Source organism: Pseudidiomarina sp. (assembly GCF_048268165.1).
In the GTDB taxonomy this organism is placed as follows: Bacteria; Pseudomonadota; Gammaproteobacteria; order Enterobacterales; family Alteromonadaceae; genus Pseudidiomarina.
Genome location: NZ_JBLWWA010000001.1, coordinates 871,332 through 889,915, shown reverse-complemented (window position 1 = coordinate 889,915; position 18,584 = coordinate 871,332). Strand labels below are relative to the sequence as shown.

Annotated in this window: 16 protein-coding genes and 5 tRNA genes; 4 read left to right on the top strand and 17 right to left on the bottom strand. The window is 48.5% G+C overall.

Features of this window, described 5'->3' with window-relative positions:
• Positions 1–4: 4 nt before the first annotated feature.
• The 9 genes from lptE to ACN0UY_RS04310 form a co-directional block, all read right to left on the bottom strand.
• Positions 5–493, bottom strand: coding sequence for an LPS assembly lipoprotein LptE (lptE, locus tag ACN0UY_RS04350; RefSeq protein WP_417665521.1), 489 nt, complete (start codon positions 491–493; stop codon positions 5–7).
• 3 nt (positions 494–496) lie between these two features.
• Entirely contained in the window at positions 497–3,082 is a 2,586-nt protein-coding gene (gene leuS / locus ACN0UY_RS04345; RefSeq protein ID WP_417665912.1) for a leucine--tRNA ligase, read from the bottom strand.
• Positions 3,083–3,126: 44 nt separating this feature from the next.
• The gene (locus ACN0UY_RS04340; protein WP_128351064.1) at positions 3,127–3,318 is read right to left on the bottom strand and encodes a hypothetical protein; all 192 of its coding nucleotides are present in this window, start codon (positions 3,316–3,318) and stop codon (positions 3,127–3,129) included.
• Positions 3,319–3,362: 44 nt separating this feature from the next.
• The gene (lnt, locus tag ACN0UY_RS04335) at positions 3,363–4,889 is read right to left on the bottom strand and encodes an apolipoprotein N-acyltransferase (RefSeq protein ID WP_417665520.1); all 1,527 of its coding nucleotides are present in this window, start codon (positions 4,887–4,889) and stop codon (positions 3,363–3,365) included.
• A complete protein-coding gene (gene corC, locus ACN0UY_RS04330) occupies positions 4,890–5,768 on the bottom strand; it encodes a CNNM family magnesium/cobalt transport protein CorC (protein ID WP_128351062.1) in 879 nt (292 codons plus the stop codon). It abuts the gene before it with no gap.
• A gap of 18 nt (positions 5,769–5,786) precedes the next feature.
• Complete coding sequence (ybeY, locus tag ACN0UY_RS04325; protein ID WP_417665519.1) at positions 5,787–6,269, bottom strand: rRNA maturation RNase YbeY; 483 nt, start codon at positions 6,267–6,269, stop codon at positions 5,787–5,789.
• On the bottom strand, positions 6,266–7,255 hold the full coding sequence (locus ACN0UY_RS04320; protein ID WP_128351060.1) for a PhoH family protein: 990 nt from the start codon (positions 7,253–7,255) through the stop codon (positions 6,266–6,268). Before ACN0UY_RS04320 ends, ybeY begins: the two co-directional genes overlap by 4 nt.
• Before the next feature lie 12 nt (positions 7,256–7,267).
• A complete protein-coding gene (gene miaB, locus ACN0UY_RS04315; RefSeq protein WP_417665518.1) occupies positions 7,268–8,710 on the bottom strand; it encodes a tRNA (N6-isopentenyl adenosine(37)-C2)-methylthiotransferase MiaB in 1,443 nt (480 codons plus the stop codon).
• A 78-nt stretch (positions 8,711–8,788) separates the two neighbouring features.
• Positions 8,789–9,673 carry a DMT family transporter gene (locus tag ACN0UY_RS04310; RefSeq protein ID WP_417665517.1) on the bottom strand — a complete coding sequence of 295 codons (885 nt, stop codon included), beginning with the start codon at positions 9,671–9,673 and terminating at the stop codon, positions 8,789–8,791.
• Positions 9,674–9,846: 173 nt separating this feature from the next.
• Here ACN0UY_RS04310 and ACN0UY_RS04305 point away from each other — a divergent pair, with 173 nt between their 5' ends.
• Positions 9,847–10,974, top strand: a complete 1,128-nt coding sequence (locus ACN0UY_RS04305) for an FAD-dependent oxidoreductase (protein WP_417665516.1) — start codon at positions 9,847–9,849, stop codon at positions 10,972–10,974.
• A 161-nt stretch (positions 10,975–11,135) separates the two neighbouring features.
• On the opposite strand, the gene ACN0UY_RS04300 is transcribed toward ACN0UY_RS04305, so the two are convergent.
• The 8 genes from ACN0UY_RS04300 to ACN0UY_RS04265 form a co-directional block, all read right to left on the bottom strand.
• Positions 11,136–11,222 (bottom strand) — tRNA-Leu (locus tag ACN0UY_RS04300).
• Positions 11,223–11,241: 19 nt separating this feature from the next.
• Positions 11,242–11,316 (bottom strand) — tRNA-Gln (locus tag ACN0UY_RS04295).
• A gap of 31 nt (positions 11,317–11,347) precedes the next feature.
• Positions 11,348–11,422: transfer RNA gene (locus tag ACN0UY_RS04290), tRNA-Gln, on the bottom strand.
• Positions 11,423–11,451: 29 nt separating this feature from the next.
• Positions 11,452–11,536 (bottom strand) — tRNA-Leu (locus ACN0UY_RS04285).
• A gap of 17 nt (positions 11,537–11,553) precedes the next feature.
• Positions 11,554–11,630: transfer RNA gene (locus ACN0UY_RS04280), tRNA-Met, on the bottom strand.
• Positions 11,631–11,779: 149 nt separating this feature from the next.
• Complete coding sequence (locus ACN0UY_RS04275) at positions 11,780–12,499, bottom strand: SIMPL domain-containing protein (RefSeq protein ID WP_417665515.1); 720 nt, start codon at positions 12,497–12,499, stop codon at positions 11,780–11,782.
• Between the two features lie 16 nt (positions 12,500–12,515).
• Entirely contained in the window at positions 12,516–13,181 is a 666-nt protein-coding gene (locus ACN0UY_RS04270) for an SDR family oxidoreductase (protein ID WP_417665514.1), read from the bottom strand.
• Between the two features lie 14 nt (positions 13,182–13,195).
• Positions 13,196–14,557, bottom strand: a complete 1,362-nt coding sequence (locus ACN0UY_RS04265) for a class II fumarate hydratase (RefSeq protein WP_417665513.1) — start codon at positions 14,555–14,557, stop codon at positions 13,196–13,198.
• 190 nt (positions 14,558–14,747) lie between these two features.
• Here ACN0UY_RS04265 and ACN0UY_RS04260 point away from each other — a divergent pair, with 190 nt between their 5' ends.
• Genes ACN0UY_RS04260 through ACN0UY_RS04250 form a run of 3 tightly spaced genes read left to right on the top strand, consistent with a single transcriptional unit; the run spans position 14,748 to position 18,584 of the window.
• Positions 14,748–15,428 (top strand): methylamine utilization protein, encoded by a 681-nt coding sequence (locus ACN0UY_RS04260; protein ID WP_417665512.1) that lies wholly within the window; start codon positions 14,748–14,750, stop codon positions 15,426–15,428.
• A 1-nt stretch (position 15,429) separates the two neighbouring features.
• A complete protein-coding gene (locus ACN0UY_RS04255; protein WP_417665511.1) occupies positions 15,430–17,730 on the top strand; it encodes an EAL domain-containing protein in 2,301 nt (766 codons plus the stop codon).
• Positions 17,727–18,584 (top strand): DUF3034 family protein, encoded by an 858-nt coding sequence (locus tag ACN0UY_RS04250; RefSeq protein WP_417665510.1) that lies wholly within the window; start codon positions 17,727–17,729, stop codon positions 18,582–18,584. Before ACN0UY_RS04255 ends, ACN0UY_RS04250 begins: the two co-directional genes overlap by 4 nt.

Sequence of the window (18,584 nt, the reverse complement as noted above, 5' to 3'; positions counted from 1 at the left end):
CTTACTACTCGCTGAGTTGGGCGATGGTTTGGCGCAACAGTTGTCGTGCTGCGTCGTCACGCATTTCACGGATTAAGACTTCCCGTTCGCGGGTTTTAGCTAATGCGAAATTAGGGTCGTCCTGGTAATCCCGATACACTTCTACTTGCAATTTTTTTGGCTCAGAATCCTGCTGAATGATCTGATAATTAACCGTATAAATCATCTCATATTCGGCAACTTGGCCTGATTGTGAGAGCGATAGGGTGCGTCGGTCAAGTTGATCGCTAAGAACTTCGATGGTCACGCCAGCTTGTGCACTATCAACCAGTTGAGCGCCGGCCAAATTAAGGCGCCGTTGGAGCACCTGACTAAATTCGCTAAAGGCTGGCGCTTGCACTGAAACGGCCTGCATTGCAGCCGGTAACTGGTAGTTGTCACGCAACTGAAAACCACAGCCGTTCAGGGCTGTGGCTAAAATGACAAGGCCGATGTAGTGCAATAGTTTAGTCATCAATTAGTTCGCTACGATATTAAACAGTTTGCCGGGCACGTATATTTGTTTGCGTACTGTTTTATCTTCTATAAAGCGCAGTACATTTTCATCTGCCATGGCAACTTGGGTAACCAGTTCTTGGGTGGCATCGGCTGGCACAGTGATTTTACTACGCACTTTGCCGTTTACCTGAACTACAACCAATACCGATGTTTCAACCATAGCTGCTTCATCAAATTCTGGCCAGGCTGCGAAGTTAATATCACTGTCGTGCCCTAAGGCTTGCCATAATGCTTCGCTTAAGTGCGGTGTGACTGGGGCCAACATCAACACAACAGCATCAAGTGCTTCAGCCATAATGCCACGGTCAAGTTCGGTTGCTAGCGGCGCTTTTTGCAGGCGGTTCAGCAGTTCCATGATGGCCGCGATAGCCGTGTTGAAATGCTGACGGCGACCCATGTCATCGGATACTTTCTGAATGGTGCGATGCACTTCACGGCGCAGCTCTTGCTGTGCGTCGTTAACATCGGCCCATGCCGAGCTTTGCGGCTTATCGGCAACATCAGCGTAGTCCGCGACTAAACGCCAGACCCGACGCAAGAAGCGTTGTGCGCCTTCAACACCTGAATCAGCCCATTCCAGGGTCGCTTCTGGTGGGGCTGCGAACATCATAAATAAACGCACGGTGTCGGCGCCATATTTATCAATCATTACCTGCGGGTCAATGCCGTTATTCTTTGACTTCGACATTTTGGTCATGCCGCCATGTTGTACCGGCTGACCATCTGTTCGCAATATTGCTTGGTTGATTCGGCCTTTTTCGTCGCGCGTAATGTCGACGTCTAACGGCGAATACCACGTGATTTTTCCAGACGCGTCTTCGCGGAAGTAACTATCCGCTAAGACCATGCCTTGCGTGAGTAGACGCTTGAATGGTTCATCTGAGTTAACTAAGCCGGTGTCGCGCAAAAGCTTATGGAAGAAACGCGCGTACAACAGGTGCAAAATTGCATGTTCGATACCGCCGATATACTGGTCAACAGGCAGCCAATAGTTGGCTTGCTCTGGGTTGAGCATACCGTCGTGATGATTGGCGCTGCAATAGCGTGCGTAATACCAGGATGATTCCATAAAGGTATCAAAAGTATCCGTCTCATGCTCTGCCGGCATGCCATTATAGGTGGTTTTGCGCCATTCTAAATCAGCTTTGATCGGTGAGTTGGTGCCATCCATGACGACGTCTTCTGGCAGAAGCACCGGCAATTGGTCTTCCGGCACAGGTACCGATTCGCCATTAGGTAAGTTCAACATTGGAATTGGAGCACCCCAATAACGCTGACGGGAAACGCCCCAATCACGCAGGCGGTAGTTGACCTGACGACGTCCAATATTGCGTTGTTCCAGATGTGTGGCTATTGCATCAAACGCAGCGTCGCTGCTTAACCCATTGTAGTCACCAGAGTTTACTGTGGTTCCTTTAGCAACAATGGCACCGTTGTTGATGTCTTCGTCGCCTGACTCGGCTTCAATCACGACTTGAATGGGCAACTTATAAGTTGTTGCAAATTCCCAGTCGCGCTGGTCATGCGCCGGAACGGCCATAACTGCACCAGAGCCGTAATCCATGAGTACAAAATTAGCTACCCACACCGGAATTTCTTCGCCGGTCATTGGGTGAATGGCGCGAACACCGGTGTCCATACCTTTTTTCTCGATGGTTGCTAAATCAGCTTCTGCCATCTTGGTGGTTTTAATGGACTCAATAAAGGCTGCTAAATCAGGATTTGAGGCGGCAGCTTTTTGAGCCAGTGGATGTTGTGCAGCCACGGCCATATAGGTTACGCCATAAAGCGTGTCTGGGCGGGTGGTGTACACGGTGAGTTGTGCATCACTTTGCGCAATCGAAAAGTCGATTTCGACACCTTCAGAGCGGCCAATCCAATTGCGTTGCATGGTTTTGACTTGTTCTGGCCAGCCTTCAAGCTGGTCTAAGTCGTTTAACAACTCATCGGCGTAGTCGGTAATTTTGATAAACCACTGCGGAATTTCTTTTTGTTCAACCAGCGCGCCAGAACGCCAGCCGCGACCGTCAATAACTTGTTCATTGGCCAGTACGGTTTGATCGATCGGGTCCCAGTTAACCGTGGCGTTCTTCTTATAAACCAAGCCTTTTTCAAATAGCTTAGTGAAAAACCATTGCTCCCAACGGTAATACTCTGGCGTACAGGTTGCCAATTCTCGTGACCAGTCGTAACCAAAGCCTAGCGACTTTAGCTGATTACGCATGTAGTCAATGTTTTGATAGGTCCACTTTGCCGGTGCGGTTTTATTCTGAATGGCCGCATTTTCTGCAGGTAACCCGAAAGCATCCCAACCCATGGGCTGCAATACGTTTTTACCTTGCATGCGGTGATAGCGGGCAACCACGTCACCAAGGGTGTAATTGCGCACGTGACCCATGTGCAATTTTCCACTTGGGTAGGGGAACATCGACAAACAATAGAACTTTTCTTTGTTTGGATCTTCGGTAACTGTGAATACCTGATCGCGTTCCCAGCGCTGCTGAACGGCTGGCTCAACCACGGATGGATCGTATTGTTCCGCTATTTTTTTTGACATCTGGCTTTCCGTTTAACTGCTCGGTTAAAAAATTAAAGTGCGTACCACATCATTAGCATCACAACGACGCCAAAAAGACCAAAGAAAGCGTATTCAAGACGCTCGCGTTGTTGGGTGTCACGGTTTTCATGACGGTGAAACGCAAACATGCCTAAGCTAGTAACACCTAAGGTACCCGCAGCGACTAAAACGGCAAATAATAACGCGGCAATGATGTTTTCCATGGCGACTCTCCATGCAGTGGTTAATTAATATGAGATGAATGCTGTTAGTTTACTGATTTTGAGCGCGCTTGACCATGCCGAAATGCAGCCAAAATACTGCTTAATGCAATTAAAAGCGCAATCAGCCAAGCGCCGATAGAACCATAGCGGTGATAAGCTGTTTGTCCTGTTACAACCGGTACTTGGGCGCTTAAAGATGTTGCTGAAAACTGCGGAGCGCGGGCAATTTCGTGGCCATTGGCATCAACAACAGCACTGATGCCATTGTTGGTGGCACGTAGCAAAGGGCGGCCAAGCTCTAGCGCCCGCATGCGTGCAATTTGCATGTGCTGCGCCGGGCCGTGCGATGCACCGAACCAGGTATCATTACTGACGGTTAAAATATAGTCAGTGGTCGGTAATACGTTGGCTCGTACTTGGTCGGGAAAAGCAATTTCGTAGCAAATTGCACCGGCTAAGTGGAACCCTTTCGCACGCAAGTTCGGCTGTTGGTAATCGCCCCGTGAAAACGAACTCATCGGTAAATCAAATAATGGCGCCAGAGGGCGCAATAAATCTTCAAATGGTACAAACTCACCGATAGGCAGTAATTGATGTTTCTGATAGCGGTTGGTATGGCCATGTGTATAGGGTTCAACCGGTTGGTATGGTGCATCCAAACCCAGCACAATCATGGTGTTAAAGTATTCATTCTGCTGATAATCAATGATGCCTGTTATGAGGGTGGTGTCGGTTTCAACCAAGGCATTGTGAATATTACTCAGCACGTCATCGGTGTAAGGCTCGGGCATGGTTACTGCTGACTCGGGCCAGATAATAATATCGTGGCTGAGATAATGCGGCCGGCTTAAGTCGAGGTAGGTCATTAGCGATTGCCAATGCTGATCAGGATTCCATTTAATGGACTGTTCAATATTGCCTTGCACCAACAAAACACGGGCTTGTTCACCGGTTTTCTCAATGGTGCTAACCCAGGGTAGGGTGAACGGAATGATCAATAGCCCAAAGGCGATTAAGCCGAACTCTTTTCGTTTGCGGTCAAACCACACGAACAAGGCAATCGCAATTGCCCAGAGCATTACGGTCACGCCCACACCACCTAACCATGGCGCGTAGTTGCCTATCCAGCTGTCAGTTTGCGTGTAACCTAGTTCTAGCCAAGGAAAACCGGTAAGAAACCAACCACGAATCGACTCACTGATTAACCAAGTTAGTGGCAATAGTGCTATCGCAAAGTGACCGAGCCAGCGCTCGCTATACTTCCACAAAAATAATGCTAATGCGGGGAATAAGCTCAAATAAAGGAACAACACCATGAGCACAGCAAGCGATGCGACTACGGGTAAACCGCCAAATTGGTCGATGCTGACATAAATCCAACTTAGGCCCGCACTAAACCAGCCTAGGCCAAAGTAAAATCCAATACGCCAAGCCATGCCTGCAGAGGCTTTGCGGGTAATCAGCAACAGCCCAAATAACACCGGCAACACCAGCCAAGCTTGTTGAAACGGTGCGTAGCTAAAAACCAAGCTACCGCCGAGTAGTAGCGAGGTGACCCGATAGTTCCTCATTTAGTCGGCATCTGCAGCATTGTTGGTATCCGTGATGGTTACCTGAAGTTGTTGAATGCGGCGCTTATCGGCACCGGTTATTTTGAACAAAATACTGCCCAAAGTGAGTTCTTCACCCACTTCAGGTAAATGGCCGAAGCCATGTGCAACCATGCCACCAATCGTGTCATATTCCTCATCACCAAAAGTTGTGTTGAAGTAGTCGTTAAAGTCTTCAATGGTGGTTAAGGCCTTTACGGAATAACGCGACTTATTGATGCGGCGAATATCGGCTTTGTTGTCTTCGTTGTAATCGGTTTCGTCTTCAATCTCACCGACAATTTCTTCTAAGATGTCTTCAATAGTCACCAGGCCAGAAACACCGCCATACTCATCGACCACAATAGCCATATGGTAACGTTGCGAGCGAAACTCTTTGAGCAACACGTCAACGCGTTTACTCTCTGGAACGATAACCGCTGGACGAATAACATCGGCGAGGGCAAATTCTTGGTCGGTCATACCGAAACCGTAAGCGAGCAAGTCTTTCGCCAGTAAGATGCCTTCAATGTGGTCTTTGTTCTCACTGACAACAGGATAGCGGCTATGTTGTGAGTCAATCACGATAGGTAAAAATGATTCAACGCTTTGATTGATATCGATAGTGACCATCTGTGAACGTGGCACCATGATATCGCGGACCTTGAGTTCGGCAACATCGAGTACACCTTCAATCATTTCTTTGGTGTCGTTGTCGATTAGATCGCGTTCTTCAGCGTCTTGGATTAAATCAACTAACTCTGCGCGGCTATTCGGTTCTCCGGTAAAAAGTTGCAACAGTTTGGTTGCCCACGTTTTACGCGCAGAACCGTTGGTAGAGTGTGGATTGTCATCGCTCATTTGCTGTTATTGCTCCAATTAATGCTGATCATCAGCGTGGTCATCAGCGTAAGGGTCAGCATACCCTAAGGCTGCAAGAATATCTTTTTCGAGCTGTTCCATGTGCTCGGCTTCATCGTTTTCAATATGGTCATAACCTAGCAAATGCAAGGTTCCGTGTACAACCATATGCGCCCAGTGTGCGACCAATGACTTATTTTGAGCCTTGGCTTCATCGGCAACAACACTTGCACAAATGACAAGGTCGCCGAGCAAATTGACCGGCAAGGGCACGGGGGCTTCAAATGGGAAGGACAATACGTTGGTGGCGTATGCTTTACCGCGGTACTGATGATTCAAGGCTAAACCTTCTTCGGCATCGACAACGCGTACCGTAAGCTCGGTTTCTGTACTGCAGTTTAAATGGTGCAGTACAGCCTCAATCCAGGCTTCAAACGAAGCGTCTGAGGGCAAATTGTCTGCTTCACAGGCAAGTTGCAGATCAACAGTTAAGTTTGTCATGATTTTTCGTCAAACGCCTCGTAGGCTTGTACAATGCGTTGCACTACAGGGTGACGCACAACATCGGATGCCTGAAAGAAGGTGAAACTAATTGCATCGATGTCTTTGAGCACTTCAATAACATGGCGTAAACCTGACTTCTGCCCACGCGGTAGGTCAACTTGAGTGATGTCGCCAGTAATCACGGCGCGCGAATTAAAGCCGATACGGGTAAGGAACATTTTCATTTGTTCACAGGTCGTATTTTGGCTTTCATCCAAGATAATAAATGCATCGTTAAGTGTCCGGCCGCGCATATAAGCGAGCGGTGCCACTTCAATGACATTGCGTTCAATAAGCTTTTCAACCTTTTCAAAGCCCAACATCTCAAACAAGGCGTCATACAAAGGGCGCAGGTATGGGTCTACTTTTTGCGCTAAATCACCGGGCAAGAAGCCCAGCTTTTCACCAGCTTCTACTGCGGGACGGGTTAGTAATATCCGTCGAATTTCTTGCCGTTCAAGCGCATCAACCGCGCAAGCAACAGCAAGATAAGTTTTACCAGTACCGGCAGGGCCCACACCGAAATTAACATCGTGCGTCAAAATGGCACGAACATACTCAGCTTGATTGTGATTGCGTGGCTTAATTAAGCCACGTTTGGTTTTAATGTGAGTCATTTTTTCAGCAGCGGGGTCATCGGCTGGTGTCTGTTCAAGCACTTTTGCTTGTTGTACCGCTAGATGCACCATTTGCGGGGTGACTTTACCCTCGTCGCCTTTCACTGTCGCAGTTTCGACATAGAGATCGCGTAAAATTTTAGCACCAGCCTGAACGGTATGGCTGGGGCCGATAATACGAAACTCGTTATGGCGATGGCTTATTTCAATGCCTAAGCGCCGTTCGATGTGCTTTAGATTTTCATCTAAAGCGCCACATAAATCCGCAATGCGGCGGTTATCTGCAGGTTCTAAATCGATGTCTATGGTGCTAACAGATGGACTCAAATTTACCTCGCTTTAATTGGTTGCTGGTGGAACAAATGTTGTTACACCGAGCTCATCGGGCTGTGTACGTGATTGACGCGCCAAAATAGTTTGTGGCGCGGTATCAACACGTAAGCCCATGTCTGACTCAACGCGCAGCACATCACCGCGTAATGAGTTCACAAACACGTCGGTGACTTTTACATCAACAAATTTACCGATCATGTCCGGAGTTCCGACAAAGTTCACCACACGGTTGTTTTCAGTACGACCGCTTAACTCCATCGGGTCTTTTTTCGATGGACCGGTAACTAAAATACGTTGCTCAGTGCCGAGCATACGACGCGCATGTACATGTGATTGTTGATTTAAGCGCTGTTGCAGCAGTTGTAAACGCTGCTTTTTGGTTTCTTCACTCACGTCATCAGGCAGGTCAGCCGCCGGGGTGCCGGGGCGCGCGCTGTAAATGAAGCTAAAGCTCATATCAAAGTCAACCGCTTGGATTAAATTCATCGTCGCTTCGAAGTCAGCATCGCTCTCGCCAGGGAAGCCGATGATAAAGTCTGAACTCATGGCGATATCTGGACGAATCTTTTTCAGCTTGCGAATTTGCGACTTGTATTCCAGTGCAGTGTGGCCGCGTTTCATCATGGCTAGAATACGATCTGAACCGCTTTGCACCGGCAGGTGCAAGTGGCTGACCAATTCAGGAATGGTTGCATACGCTTCAATGATATCGTCGGTAAATTCAACCGGGTGCGAAGTGGTGTAGCGAATACGGTCGATGCCGTCAATCGCAGCAATCATATGCAACAATTCAGAGAAGCGGCAAACGCTGCCGTCGTGGTAATCACCCCGGAATGCATTCACGTTTTGCCCCAACAAATTCACTTCACGTACGCCTTGCTCGGCCAATTGCGCAATTTCAAACAATACGTCGTCGACCGGGCGACTAACTTCCTCGCCACGGGTATAGGGCACCACACAGAACGTACAGTATTTGCTGCACCCTTCCATGATGGAGACAAAGGCTGTTGGGCCGTCAGCTTTGGGTTCAGGCAAACGATCGAATTTTTCAATTTCTGGAAATGAAATATCAATCATTGGGGTGTGATTCGTTTGCACTTGCTTCACCATTTCAGGCAAACGGTGCAAAGTTTGTGGACCAAATACGATATCAACGTATGGCGCACGTTCACGAATATGATCGCCTTCTTGTGAGGCAACGCAACCACCCACACCAATAACTAAGTCTGGATTCTTATCTTTCAGGTTTTTCCAACGGCCCAGTTGGTGAAAGACTTTTTCCTGCGCTTTTTCGCGAATGGAACAGGTGTTGAGCAGGATCAAGTCAGCCTCTTCAGGCTCAGCTGCGACGTCATAGCCATGAGTTGCCTTAAGCAGATCAGCCATTTTAGCTGAGTCATACTCGTTCATCTGACAACCCCAAGTTTTAATGTATAACTTCTTACTCATAAATCTTCGCGCTCACTTGCTCAATTGCGTTAAATACACCACACATAAAAAGGGCTGCTATTTTAGCCTGAACAGCCCCTAACTGCCAACTTTGCCGCCAGTTTCTGCTTTGCGGCGGGTGCGAATGGCTAAATAGCCTGCGACAGTAATAATGGTGGCACCTAAAATCATACTCACGGTAATGGGTTCATCCCAAAACCAATAACCCATTAAAGCGGCAAATATCACCGAGCTGTAGGTGAAAACGCCAACCCGTGCTGCTGGGGCTAAGGCAAAGGCCTTGGTCATGCCGAGCTGACCCGCCACGGCGAGTGCACCCATCACCATGATCCCAAACCAGTGTTCACTGGCAATGGACTCGCCGCGCCAAATCAGTGGTAGTGCCGATATCACGGTAGCGAGAGTCGCGAAATAGAACACAATTTTACTGGACGACTCGGTTGCGGACATCTGCCGGATCAATGTTTTGGTGAATGCGGCTAAACATGCCGCGATAAACGCAATACCAACAATCGGCGACAATGTGGTTTGCGCAGGGTTTAAAAAAACAAAAACCCCAACAAAGCCAATAGCAATCGCCAGCCAGGTTTGGGCAAGCACACGCTCTTTAAGCCATACCCGCCCAATTATTGGAATCAGAAAGGGCGACAGCAACAGCACTAAGGTTGCTTGCGCCAGTGGCAAATTGGCAATTGCATAGAAAAATAAATACATGGCCGCAAGGCCTGCTAAACCGCGCGTTATATGAAATCCCCAAGCCTTGGTTTTAAAAGCACTTGGCCCTTTACGCCATATCCACGGTAACAGCACCACAAACGCCATCAAATTTCTGAAAAATACCAGCTGTTCAGAGGGTAAATCAGTGCTCAGATACTTGACCAATGCGCTGACGCCAGCAAAGCAAAGCTCGGCGCCAAGCACTAGCGCGGAGGCAATAAACACCGTTCGTTGTGGGGTGTCCATAGAATCCTTACACGGCTTACGTCGCCGTTAAAAAGATGAGAGCCAAATAAGGCGCTATCTTATCACGTTCACAATGCTGGCGTTTAGCAATGTTTTTTAGCGTTGTTGGTGTATTTGTGGCGCAGTATTTTCTATGATGCGCAGTACGTTAAACGATTCAGTGGATTATAGAGATGCAAATTGTCGTAATCGGTGGTGGCATGGTGGGAGCTTCAGCGGCATTGGCTTTCGCCCAAAGCGGCCATGACGTAACCGTGATTGAGGCGGGTAAACCGGCGACCAGTACAGGTGACTGGGATTTGCGGATTTCTTCAATTCATCAACGTAATGTCGCCTGGTTGACTGAACTTGGCGTATGGGCTGATGTGCGCCCTGAACGGCGGTTTTATTACACCGATTTAGCGGTTGAATGCCGCGATGGTATGCGTGTTAATTTTGCGGCCAGCGAAGTGAACGTCGAAGCACTCGGGGCTATGGTTGAAAACAACGCACTGCAGCAGGCGCTGTGGCAGCACCTAGACCAACATGGCGTGCGCTGCTTAAGCCTAACGCGTGTGGCGCAGTTTCAATTAGCCGAGCAGCAGGTTGAGCTCGACACCGGTGAGCGACTCCCTTACGACTTATTGGTTGGCGCTGATGGTTCAACTTCGCAAGTTGCGAAAGCCGCAGGTATTGCAATGCGCGGCTGGGATTATGATATGCGTTGCTTGTTAGCAATTGCGGATGTTCGTGAGCCGATTCAACCGGCAACATGGGAAGTGTTTCGTGAAGCTGGGCCATTTGCGTTATTGCCGTTGGGTACTCACCAGGCATGTTTGATTGATTACCGCAGTGAGCAGGAGTGGCAGCAACTTAGTGGCGATGCGCAGGTTCATAAAGCCTTGCATGAAACCTTTGCACCCCATATCGGAGACCACAAGGTATCGCGATTCGCGAGCTTTCCACTACGGCGTCAGCGCGCTTTAAGGTATCACGTTCACAACTCAGTGGTACTTATTGGTGATGCCGCACATAGTATTCACCCATTAGCTGGGCAGGGCGTGAATATTGGGTTTGCAGACGTTCAAGAATTGCTTAGCCAGCTGAATGATCAACAACCGGTAGCTGCAGCGTTGCGTGCTTATGAGCGTGTACGTGAGCGCGAAAATCAACAAATGATGCGCGCAATGGATGCGATTCACTTCGGATTTCGCTCACAGCACGTGGTGCCACGGGCGTTAATTTCCGGCGGTTTAGCGTTAGTGAATCGGGTGATGCCATTGAAGCGAGCGTTAATCAAGCAAGCAATAGGAATGAAGTGACGAAAAGCGAAAAGCGTTATTGGTTATTAGTTATTAGTTATTAGTTATTAGTTATTAGTTATTAGTTATTAGTTATTGGTGTTTAACGAATAACGACAAGCGAAGCGATCGAATAACGAATAACGGGTTTTAAAAGTTTGTTGCGGTTTTCACCACCGAAGTGGTGCGGAGGGGGGGACTTGAACCCCCACGAGCGTTAGCTCACTAGCACCTGAAGCTAGCGCGTCTACCAATTCCGCCACCCCCGCAACAAACAGGGGATAAAAATGGCTGGGGTACCAGGATTTGAACCTGGGAATGGCGGGATCAAAACCCGCTGCCTTACCGCTTGGCTATACCCCAACACTGGGTGCATCAAGAAGAGAAGGGCGATTGGCTGGGGTACCAGGATTTGAACCTGGGAATGGCGGGATCAAAACCCGCTGCCTTACCGCTTGGCTATACCCCAACTTGTGTATACCGCCTGACAGTTTGAGTTGGTGCGGACGGAGAGACTTGAACTCTCACGCCGTGAGGCACTGGAACCTAAATCCAGCGTGTCTACCAATTCCACCACGTCCGCCCAAAAAGGGATTTGATTGGTGGCTACGGCGAGATTCGAACTTGCGACCCCAGCATTATGAGTGCTGTGCTCTAACCAGCTGAGCTACGTAGCCAATATCAAATTTTCTATCAAACTGCACTCGTTGAGTGCGGCGCGTATTATGCAAATCAGGGGGGAAACCGTCAACCTCTTTTTCCTAAAAAATCCATGATTTCGGTGCGATTGCTTAAAAAACGGATAGTTTGCCTATTTAATCGACGACTAATCGACCAATTGATAGGAAACCGTGGACACCACACGCACAATTTTTAGGTGCGGTGTATTCGAGTCGCGATCATAAATAGTAAATTGACCTTGATTGGCACTGCGAATTTTCCCTAATTCACTGTCTGAATGCTCAGCGAACCTTAATGCGACCTCACGGGCATTACGCGCAGACTCTTCAATCATGCTCGGCTTAATCGCGTTGAGGCCATTAAAATGGTACTCAACCTGAGTATCATAGCCATTACTGCTCAAGCTCACGCCCTTTTTGCCAAGCTCGGACAATTGTTGGCGTAATTCACGCACTTGGTTCACTTTTTCAGTGTACACGGTAATGGTTTGATCGCCGGTAAAGCGCAGGCCAACATCTTCAGTCGCCCAGCGCTCGGCCAGCTTATCTAACACATTAGGTGCAGAAACAGACAATTCATTCTCATCAAAGCCATTAACCAGCAAAAAGGCACGAATTGCCTGAATGTCTTGGTCGAGCTCCTGATAAATGGTGTTTTGTGTGTTGCCCGCACGGGTCACTTTTAAGGGCCAAATTGCGGTATCCGCGGCCACCTCTCGCTCGGCTAAGCCTTTTACTTCGACGACTCGATCAAAGCTACGAAAGTTATTTATGCTGCTCGTCAGCCCTGAACTTAATAGCGCTGCACTCACTATGGCTGCAACAGAAAAAATAATGGCATTAACGCTCGAGCGAGAAGTTGACATGATTATATCCTCAAAGTTACCACGGCAATGAATCGCCGTTGCTATGCCTAAATTGACCCGTGGACTCGATGTTAAGTTCATCCATGCGTGCAATTAGGCGTTCAGCTGCTGTATCCGCGCTGATATCGCCGGCATTATTGACCATTTCCGTTTGCACAAAACCTGGGTGCAACATAGCGACAGCAATGCCAGCGTCTTTTAAGTCATTAGCGAGCGACACACCGGCGGCGTTAAGGGCAGCTTTACTCATACGATATCCATAATAGGCGCCAGAACCGTTATCCGCCATTGAACCCATACGGCTGGTAATTAGAATGACTTTACTGCCTTGTTTGAGATTATCGCGTAGCGCATCGGTAACCAATAGCGGGCCCATCGCATTCACTCGAAATTGTGCTTCGATAGTTTGTGGGGTTAGGTTACCTAAAGATTCGCGTTCCAGCAGACCTGCATTATTAATTAGCATGTCAATGGGCTGGCCACGCAACTGCTTGGCTAACTCAGCAATGCTGTCGGTGTTAGTCACATCAATATTTTCAATAATATTCACACCTAACTTCTTTAAGGCATCTGAAGCGGTTCGACATACCGCAGTAACTTTCTCACCGCGCTGGTGCAATTGGGTTGCCAAGGCAAGGCCAATACCGCGATTAGCGCCCGTAATAACAGTATGTTGTGACATATTTACTCCTGTTTCTAAATTAAATTTTTCGGGTTCAACAACTGCGCCAACTCTTCTTTTGACAGGTCAGTCATCTCCGTTGCCACGTCAAGAATTGGACGTTGTTGTTGATAAGCTTGTTTGGCGATTTGGGCGGCTTTGTTGTAACCAATTTTACGGTTCAATGCCGTCACTAAAATCGGATTGCGCGCAAGCGCTTCATCAATTCGCTCGTGATTTACGGTGAAATCAGCGATGGCTTGATCAGCCAGAGCTCGCGCTGCATTGCTGAGTAATTCGATACTCTGTAATTGGTTGTACGCAATAACCGGTAGCATGACATTCAATTGAAAATTGCCTTGCTGCGCACTAACCGAAATGGTTTGATGATTTCCTGCTACTTGCGCGGCGATCATTGCTACCGCCTCAGGAATCACAGGGTTTACTTTGCCTGGCATAATACTACTGCCCGGCTGCAAGGCTTTGAGGCTAATTTCACCCAGGCCGGCCAAGGGGCCGCTATTCATCCAACGTAAATCGTTGCTAATTTTCAGCAACACCGTCGCCAAAGCATTGAGTTGCCCACTGAGTAATAAATTAATTTCTTGCCCTGAAATGCCCGCAAATGGATTAGCCGCGGCGCTAAATTGTTGTGCAGTGCGGTGACTCAAAAAATGACAGAAGCGTTCGCCGAAGTTATCGGGTGCATTAATGCCGGAGCCGATTGCGGTACCACCTTGCGGCAATTCAGTTAACTGCGCCAAACCATCTGTTAGTGCGCGTTCAAGATTGGCAACCTGGCTGGACCACGCAGATAATTCTTGGGCCATACTCAATGGCATCGCATCCATGAGGTGGGTTCGCCCCGTTTTGATGGTGTCGGTTAAGGTCTCGGCTTTGGTCGCTATGGTTTGGCGTAAATGTGATAACGCTGGCATTAAATCCGTTTTGAGCGCGATGGCACTGCTAACTAAGATAGCTGTCGGAATCACATCATTACTGCTTTGACTTGCGTTGACATGGTCATTCGGATGAACCTCAACAGCATGCTCGCGCAAGGCTAAGCTGGCCAGCACTTCATTCATATTCATATTGGTACTGGTGCCAGAACCGGTCTGAAATATATCCAACGGAAAGGCATCGTCCGCTTTACCGTCTAATATTAATTCAACGGCTTTCGTTATCGCTTGCGCCTGTTCGTTACTGATTATATCCGCTTCTGCATTTGCCGCTGCCGCCGCAGCCTTGATGTGGGCTAGAGCATAAATAAATTTTTGCGGGAAACGTAATGCGCTGAGTTGAAAGTTTTGTCGGGCGCGTTCGGTTTGCGCGCGCCACAGCGCGTGTTCGGGTACTTCAATATCACCCATGCTATCGGTTTCTATTCGTGTTGCCATGGTCTGACTCCTTTTTTGTCAGTATGGATATCGGCAATTAATACGTGCAATATGTTCATAAATATCAGTACACTCTGATCCAGCCTAAATAAGCGTCGTAAATATATTTAGGCTTGTCATTGAGACAAAACCCGCTGGACCGATCGCACGCTGCGATTGTCTGCCGAATTAAAGATAGCATGGGGTCAGTATGACAAAGTTTCAAATTCCTGCGGTGTTATTTACCGCAATCATTGCTGCTTCTGCTGTTCTATACAGCACATCGAGTGACGCTCAGGCACCGATGTCGCTAACCGTGACAGTGCTGGATGCCAATGGCGAACCGTTACCACAAGCCATTGTAAGTGTTGCTAATTCGGCACCTGAAAACGCGATTGTGAATAATGCGGTGATGGACCAAGTCGACAAACTGTTTTCACCCTTTGTACTTAATGTGCCGCAAGGCAGTTCAGTGAGTTTTCCAAATAGTGACAACATTCGCCATCAAGTTTACTCATTTTCACCGACTAAGCCCTTTGAGCTACCGCTGTATAGCAATCAACAAGCACCTGAACTGCGCTTTGATAAACCGGGTATTGTGGTTTTAGGATGCAACATCCATGACCACATGAAAGCCTATATCTATGTCAGCCCTCATGATTTTAGTCTGCAAACCAATGCGGATGGGCAGGTTGAATTACCCGGTGAAGTATCTCAAATTCATGTTTGGTATCCTGGTTTAACCGACACCATTACTGATGAATTGGTGGTTGAGGTAGCGAACGCACAAACGAACCTGACGGTTAATTTACCGGTACTACCACAAGCACAAAATCCACCGCCACCATCGGCGTTGCAGCAACGATTTAATCGTCGAAAAAATAACAACTAAAATGACTATAAAAAGTTTTCGCTCACGATTATTGGTAAGTTTTATGACGCTGGCTGGCGCGGTATTAATTATCTCGCTGGTGGCAGTGTGGTTAGCTACTTCACAACAATCAGAGCGCACGCTGGAACGAGAGCTGGAAGTAAGTGAGCGGGTATTTGCCGAGTTGATGGACGTGCGCGCTCAACAGTTACAGCAGGCTGCAGAAGTATTAACCACCGATTTTGGTTTTCGTGAGGCGGTTGCCAGTGGCGACGAGAATACAATTATTTCTGCCTTGATTAACCACGGTGAACGTATAGGTACCGACCTCATTGTGCTGCAGTCGCCCAACGGCGAAGAAATAGCAGCAACGCACACCAGTCAACTGCTACCTACTATCGACAACCTTACCGCGGGCCAATCAGCCGCGCAATTGGTGTTGGTTGACGATGAAATTTTCCAAATTGTGACTGTGCCTGTTCGCGCCCCTGACTTAATAGCTTGGGCAACGCTGGGTTTCGGTGTGGACGATGATTTCGCGGTGTTAATGCGCCAATTAACGCATGCTGATATCACGTTTATGAACCGCCAGCAGCGCACCGTGTTTGCAAGTAGCCTTGATGAGGAAATACTTGCCCAGATTGAAGACCCCGAAATCGCTCTGAGCATGGCCTTAGATAACCTAAATCTAGCGGCCAATGTTTCGGGCTTTAATGATATTCAATACGCTCTGAGTAACGATCCTAATTTGGTGATTCTGTTCAGTACCGACGAATTTGCAGCAACCAGTGAATTTGTGACATTGCAACAGCAGTACCTAATGATTGCGTTAGTGACGCTGATCTTTGCTGTGTTGTTAGCGATGATCACCGCTCGCAAAATCAGCCAGCCAGTAGCTCGCCTGACACGTGCGGCGGAGCAACTCGGTGCAGGTGACTATAGCCAACCCATTATGCTGCAACGCAATGATGAGTTTGGCGCTTTAGGCGCAGCGTTTGAAACCATGCGACAAGGTATTTCGCAGCGTGAGCAGCAAATTATGTATCAACTGCAGCATGACTTGTTAACCGGACTGCCCAATCGCGTTTCCTTGCGGGACTACTTATCACGGGCCATTCAGTCTAAGCAAAACGGTTACGTGGTGTTGTTAAATGTTGCGCGCTTCCGTGAAGTGAACGACCGTTTTGGTCAACAGGTAGGCGACCGATTATTGCAAATGATTTCGCAGCGCTTACGCGACAGTGCCCCCGAGCAATGGTGGATTGGTCGCTTGGCGGGCGATGAATTCGTCTTAATTGGCGAAGGCCAATCCGAACCACAAACCAAGGCATTGCTACGCGACATTGAACAAACACTTTCGCAGCCTTGGTGGCTTGATGAAACCAGTTATTTACTTGAATTTCGTGCTGGGTATTTAACCTTTCCGAATATAGGCGACGATGCCGATAGTATTTTGCGCCGTGCTCAAATTTGCGCGCGCCAAGCAAAACAACGCAATGCTTTTGCGGTGGCCTACGAACATGGTATGGACGAACAGCACTTGCGCCGTTTGCAAATTGTGCAGGCACTGCCAAGCGCGGTACGCGAACAACGTTTGCAGTTGCACTACCAACCCAAGGTTAACTGCAAAGACGGCCGTATATTGGGTGTAGAGGCACTGCTGCGCTGGCGTGATGAACACCTCGGCGTGGTGCGGCCGGACGAATTCATCCCATTGGCGGAACAAACTGGAGAAATTAATCGGTTAACCCGCTGGGTCTGCACGGCGGCGTTTGATCAACTGCAGTTGTGGCATGAGCAGGGGCTGCAACTGGCGTTGGCTATCAACTTATCAGCATTGGATTTACAGTGGCCGGATTTGGTTAAATTTTTGCGTGAAGCTGCGCAGAAGCGCGGGCTATCGCCACAATCGATTACTTTAGAAGTAACCGAAAGCGCGGTGATGGTGGAGCCGGAACAAGCGATTAAACGGCTGACTCAACTGCGTGAGGCCGGTTTTAAAATTGCTATCGATGATTATGGTACGGGCTATGCTTCCTTGGCTCAACTTAAACGTTTACCGGTTGATGAACTGAAATTAGACAGGTCTTTCATACAAGATATTGCTAACAGTCATGCCGACTTAACCATTGTGCGCTCAACGTTGGCGTTGGCGCATGAACTGCAACTAACCACGGTTGCAGAGGGTATCGAAGAGGAATCCGCATGGCAGATTTTGCAGCAGCTGGGGTGTGATACGGTACAAGGCTATTATTTCAGTCGACCATTAGCAGCGACCCAGTTCGAACAGTGGCTGCGCGATTATCAAGGAGTTTCACCATGAGCCTTAGCAGAGTGCTGATGCTGATCAAGTCGCTTGCGCTAACAGCAGCGGTAATAACATCTAGTTCCGCAGCTGCAGACTTTGGCAAGTTATTGGCAACTGGCGGGTTAACCAGTGTGGAGGGTAGCGGGGGCGGCGGCTTGGTGCCGTGGGCGACGCTTTCTAGTTATGCTGAAGAAGGCCAGTGGGGCGGAACTGTTGCATACAACTACGCCAACGTCGACGACTATGAACTTGGTGTCAGCGCACTCACGTTAAACTATGACAATCGCTGGGAATTCAGCTACGCCCGGCAACAGTTTGATCTGGTGAGTTTGGGCGGGAAACTTAAGCAAGATATCTACGGCGTCAAATATCATCTTTATGGCGACCTTGTTTATGGTCAAGAACCGCAACTGAGTATTGGTTTGCAGCACAAACGCAATAAAACGTTTGCGTTACCCGAAGCTGTGGGCGCCCGCGATGACAGCGGCACTGATGTGTACGTCAGCGCAGCCAAAGCTTGGTTAGACGGGCCGTGGCATAAAACTTGGCTGGTCAATTTAACGCTGCGCGCTACCAAAGCCAATGAAATGGGGCTGCTCGGCTTTGGCGGTGACCTGAACGACAGTTATAAATTACAAGCGGAAGCTTCCGTGGGCATGTTTGTGAATCGCCATTGGATTGTGGGCGTGGAGTACCGCCAAAAACCGAGTAACCTTAGCTTTGCCGAAGAGCATGATTGGCATGATGTGTTTATCGGATGGTTTCCGAATAAGCGGGTTGCGGTAGCCTTGGCATACACCAATTTGAAGTCGATTGCAGGTGCTGATAACCAGACCGGTATGTACGGTAGCATTCAAGTTACATTCTAA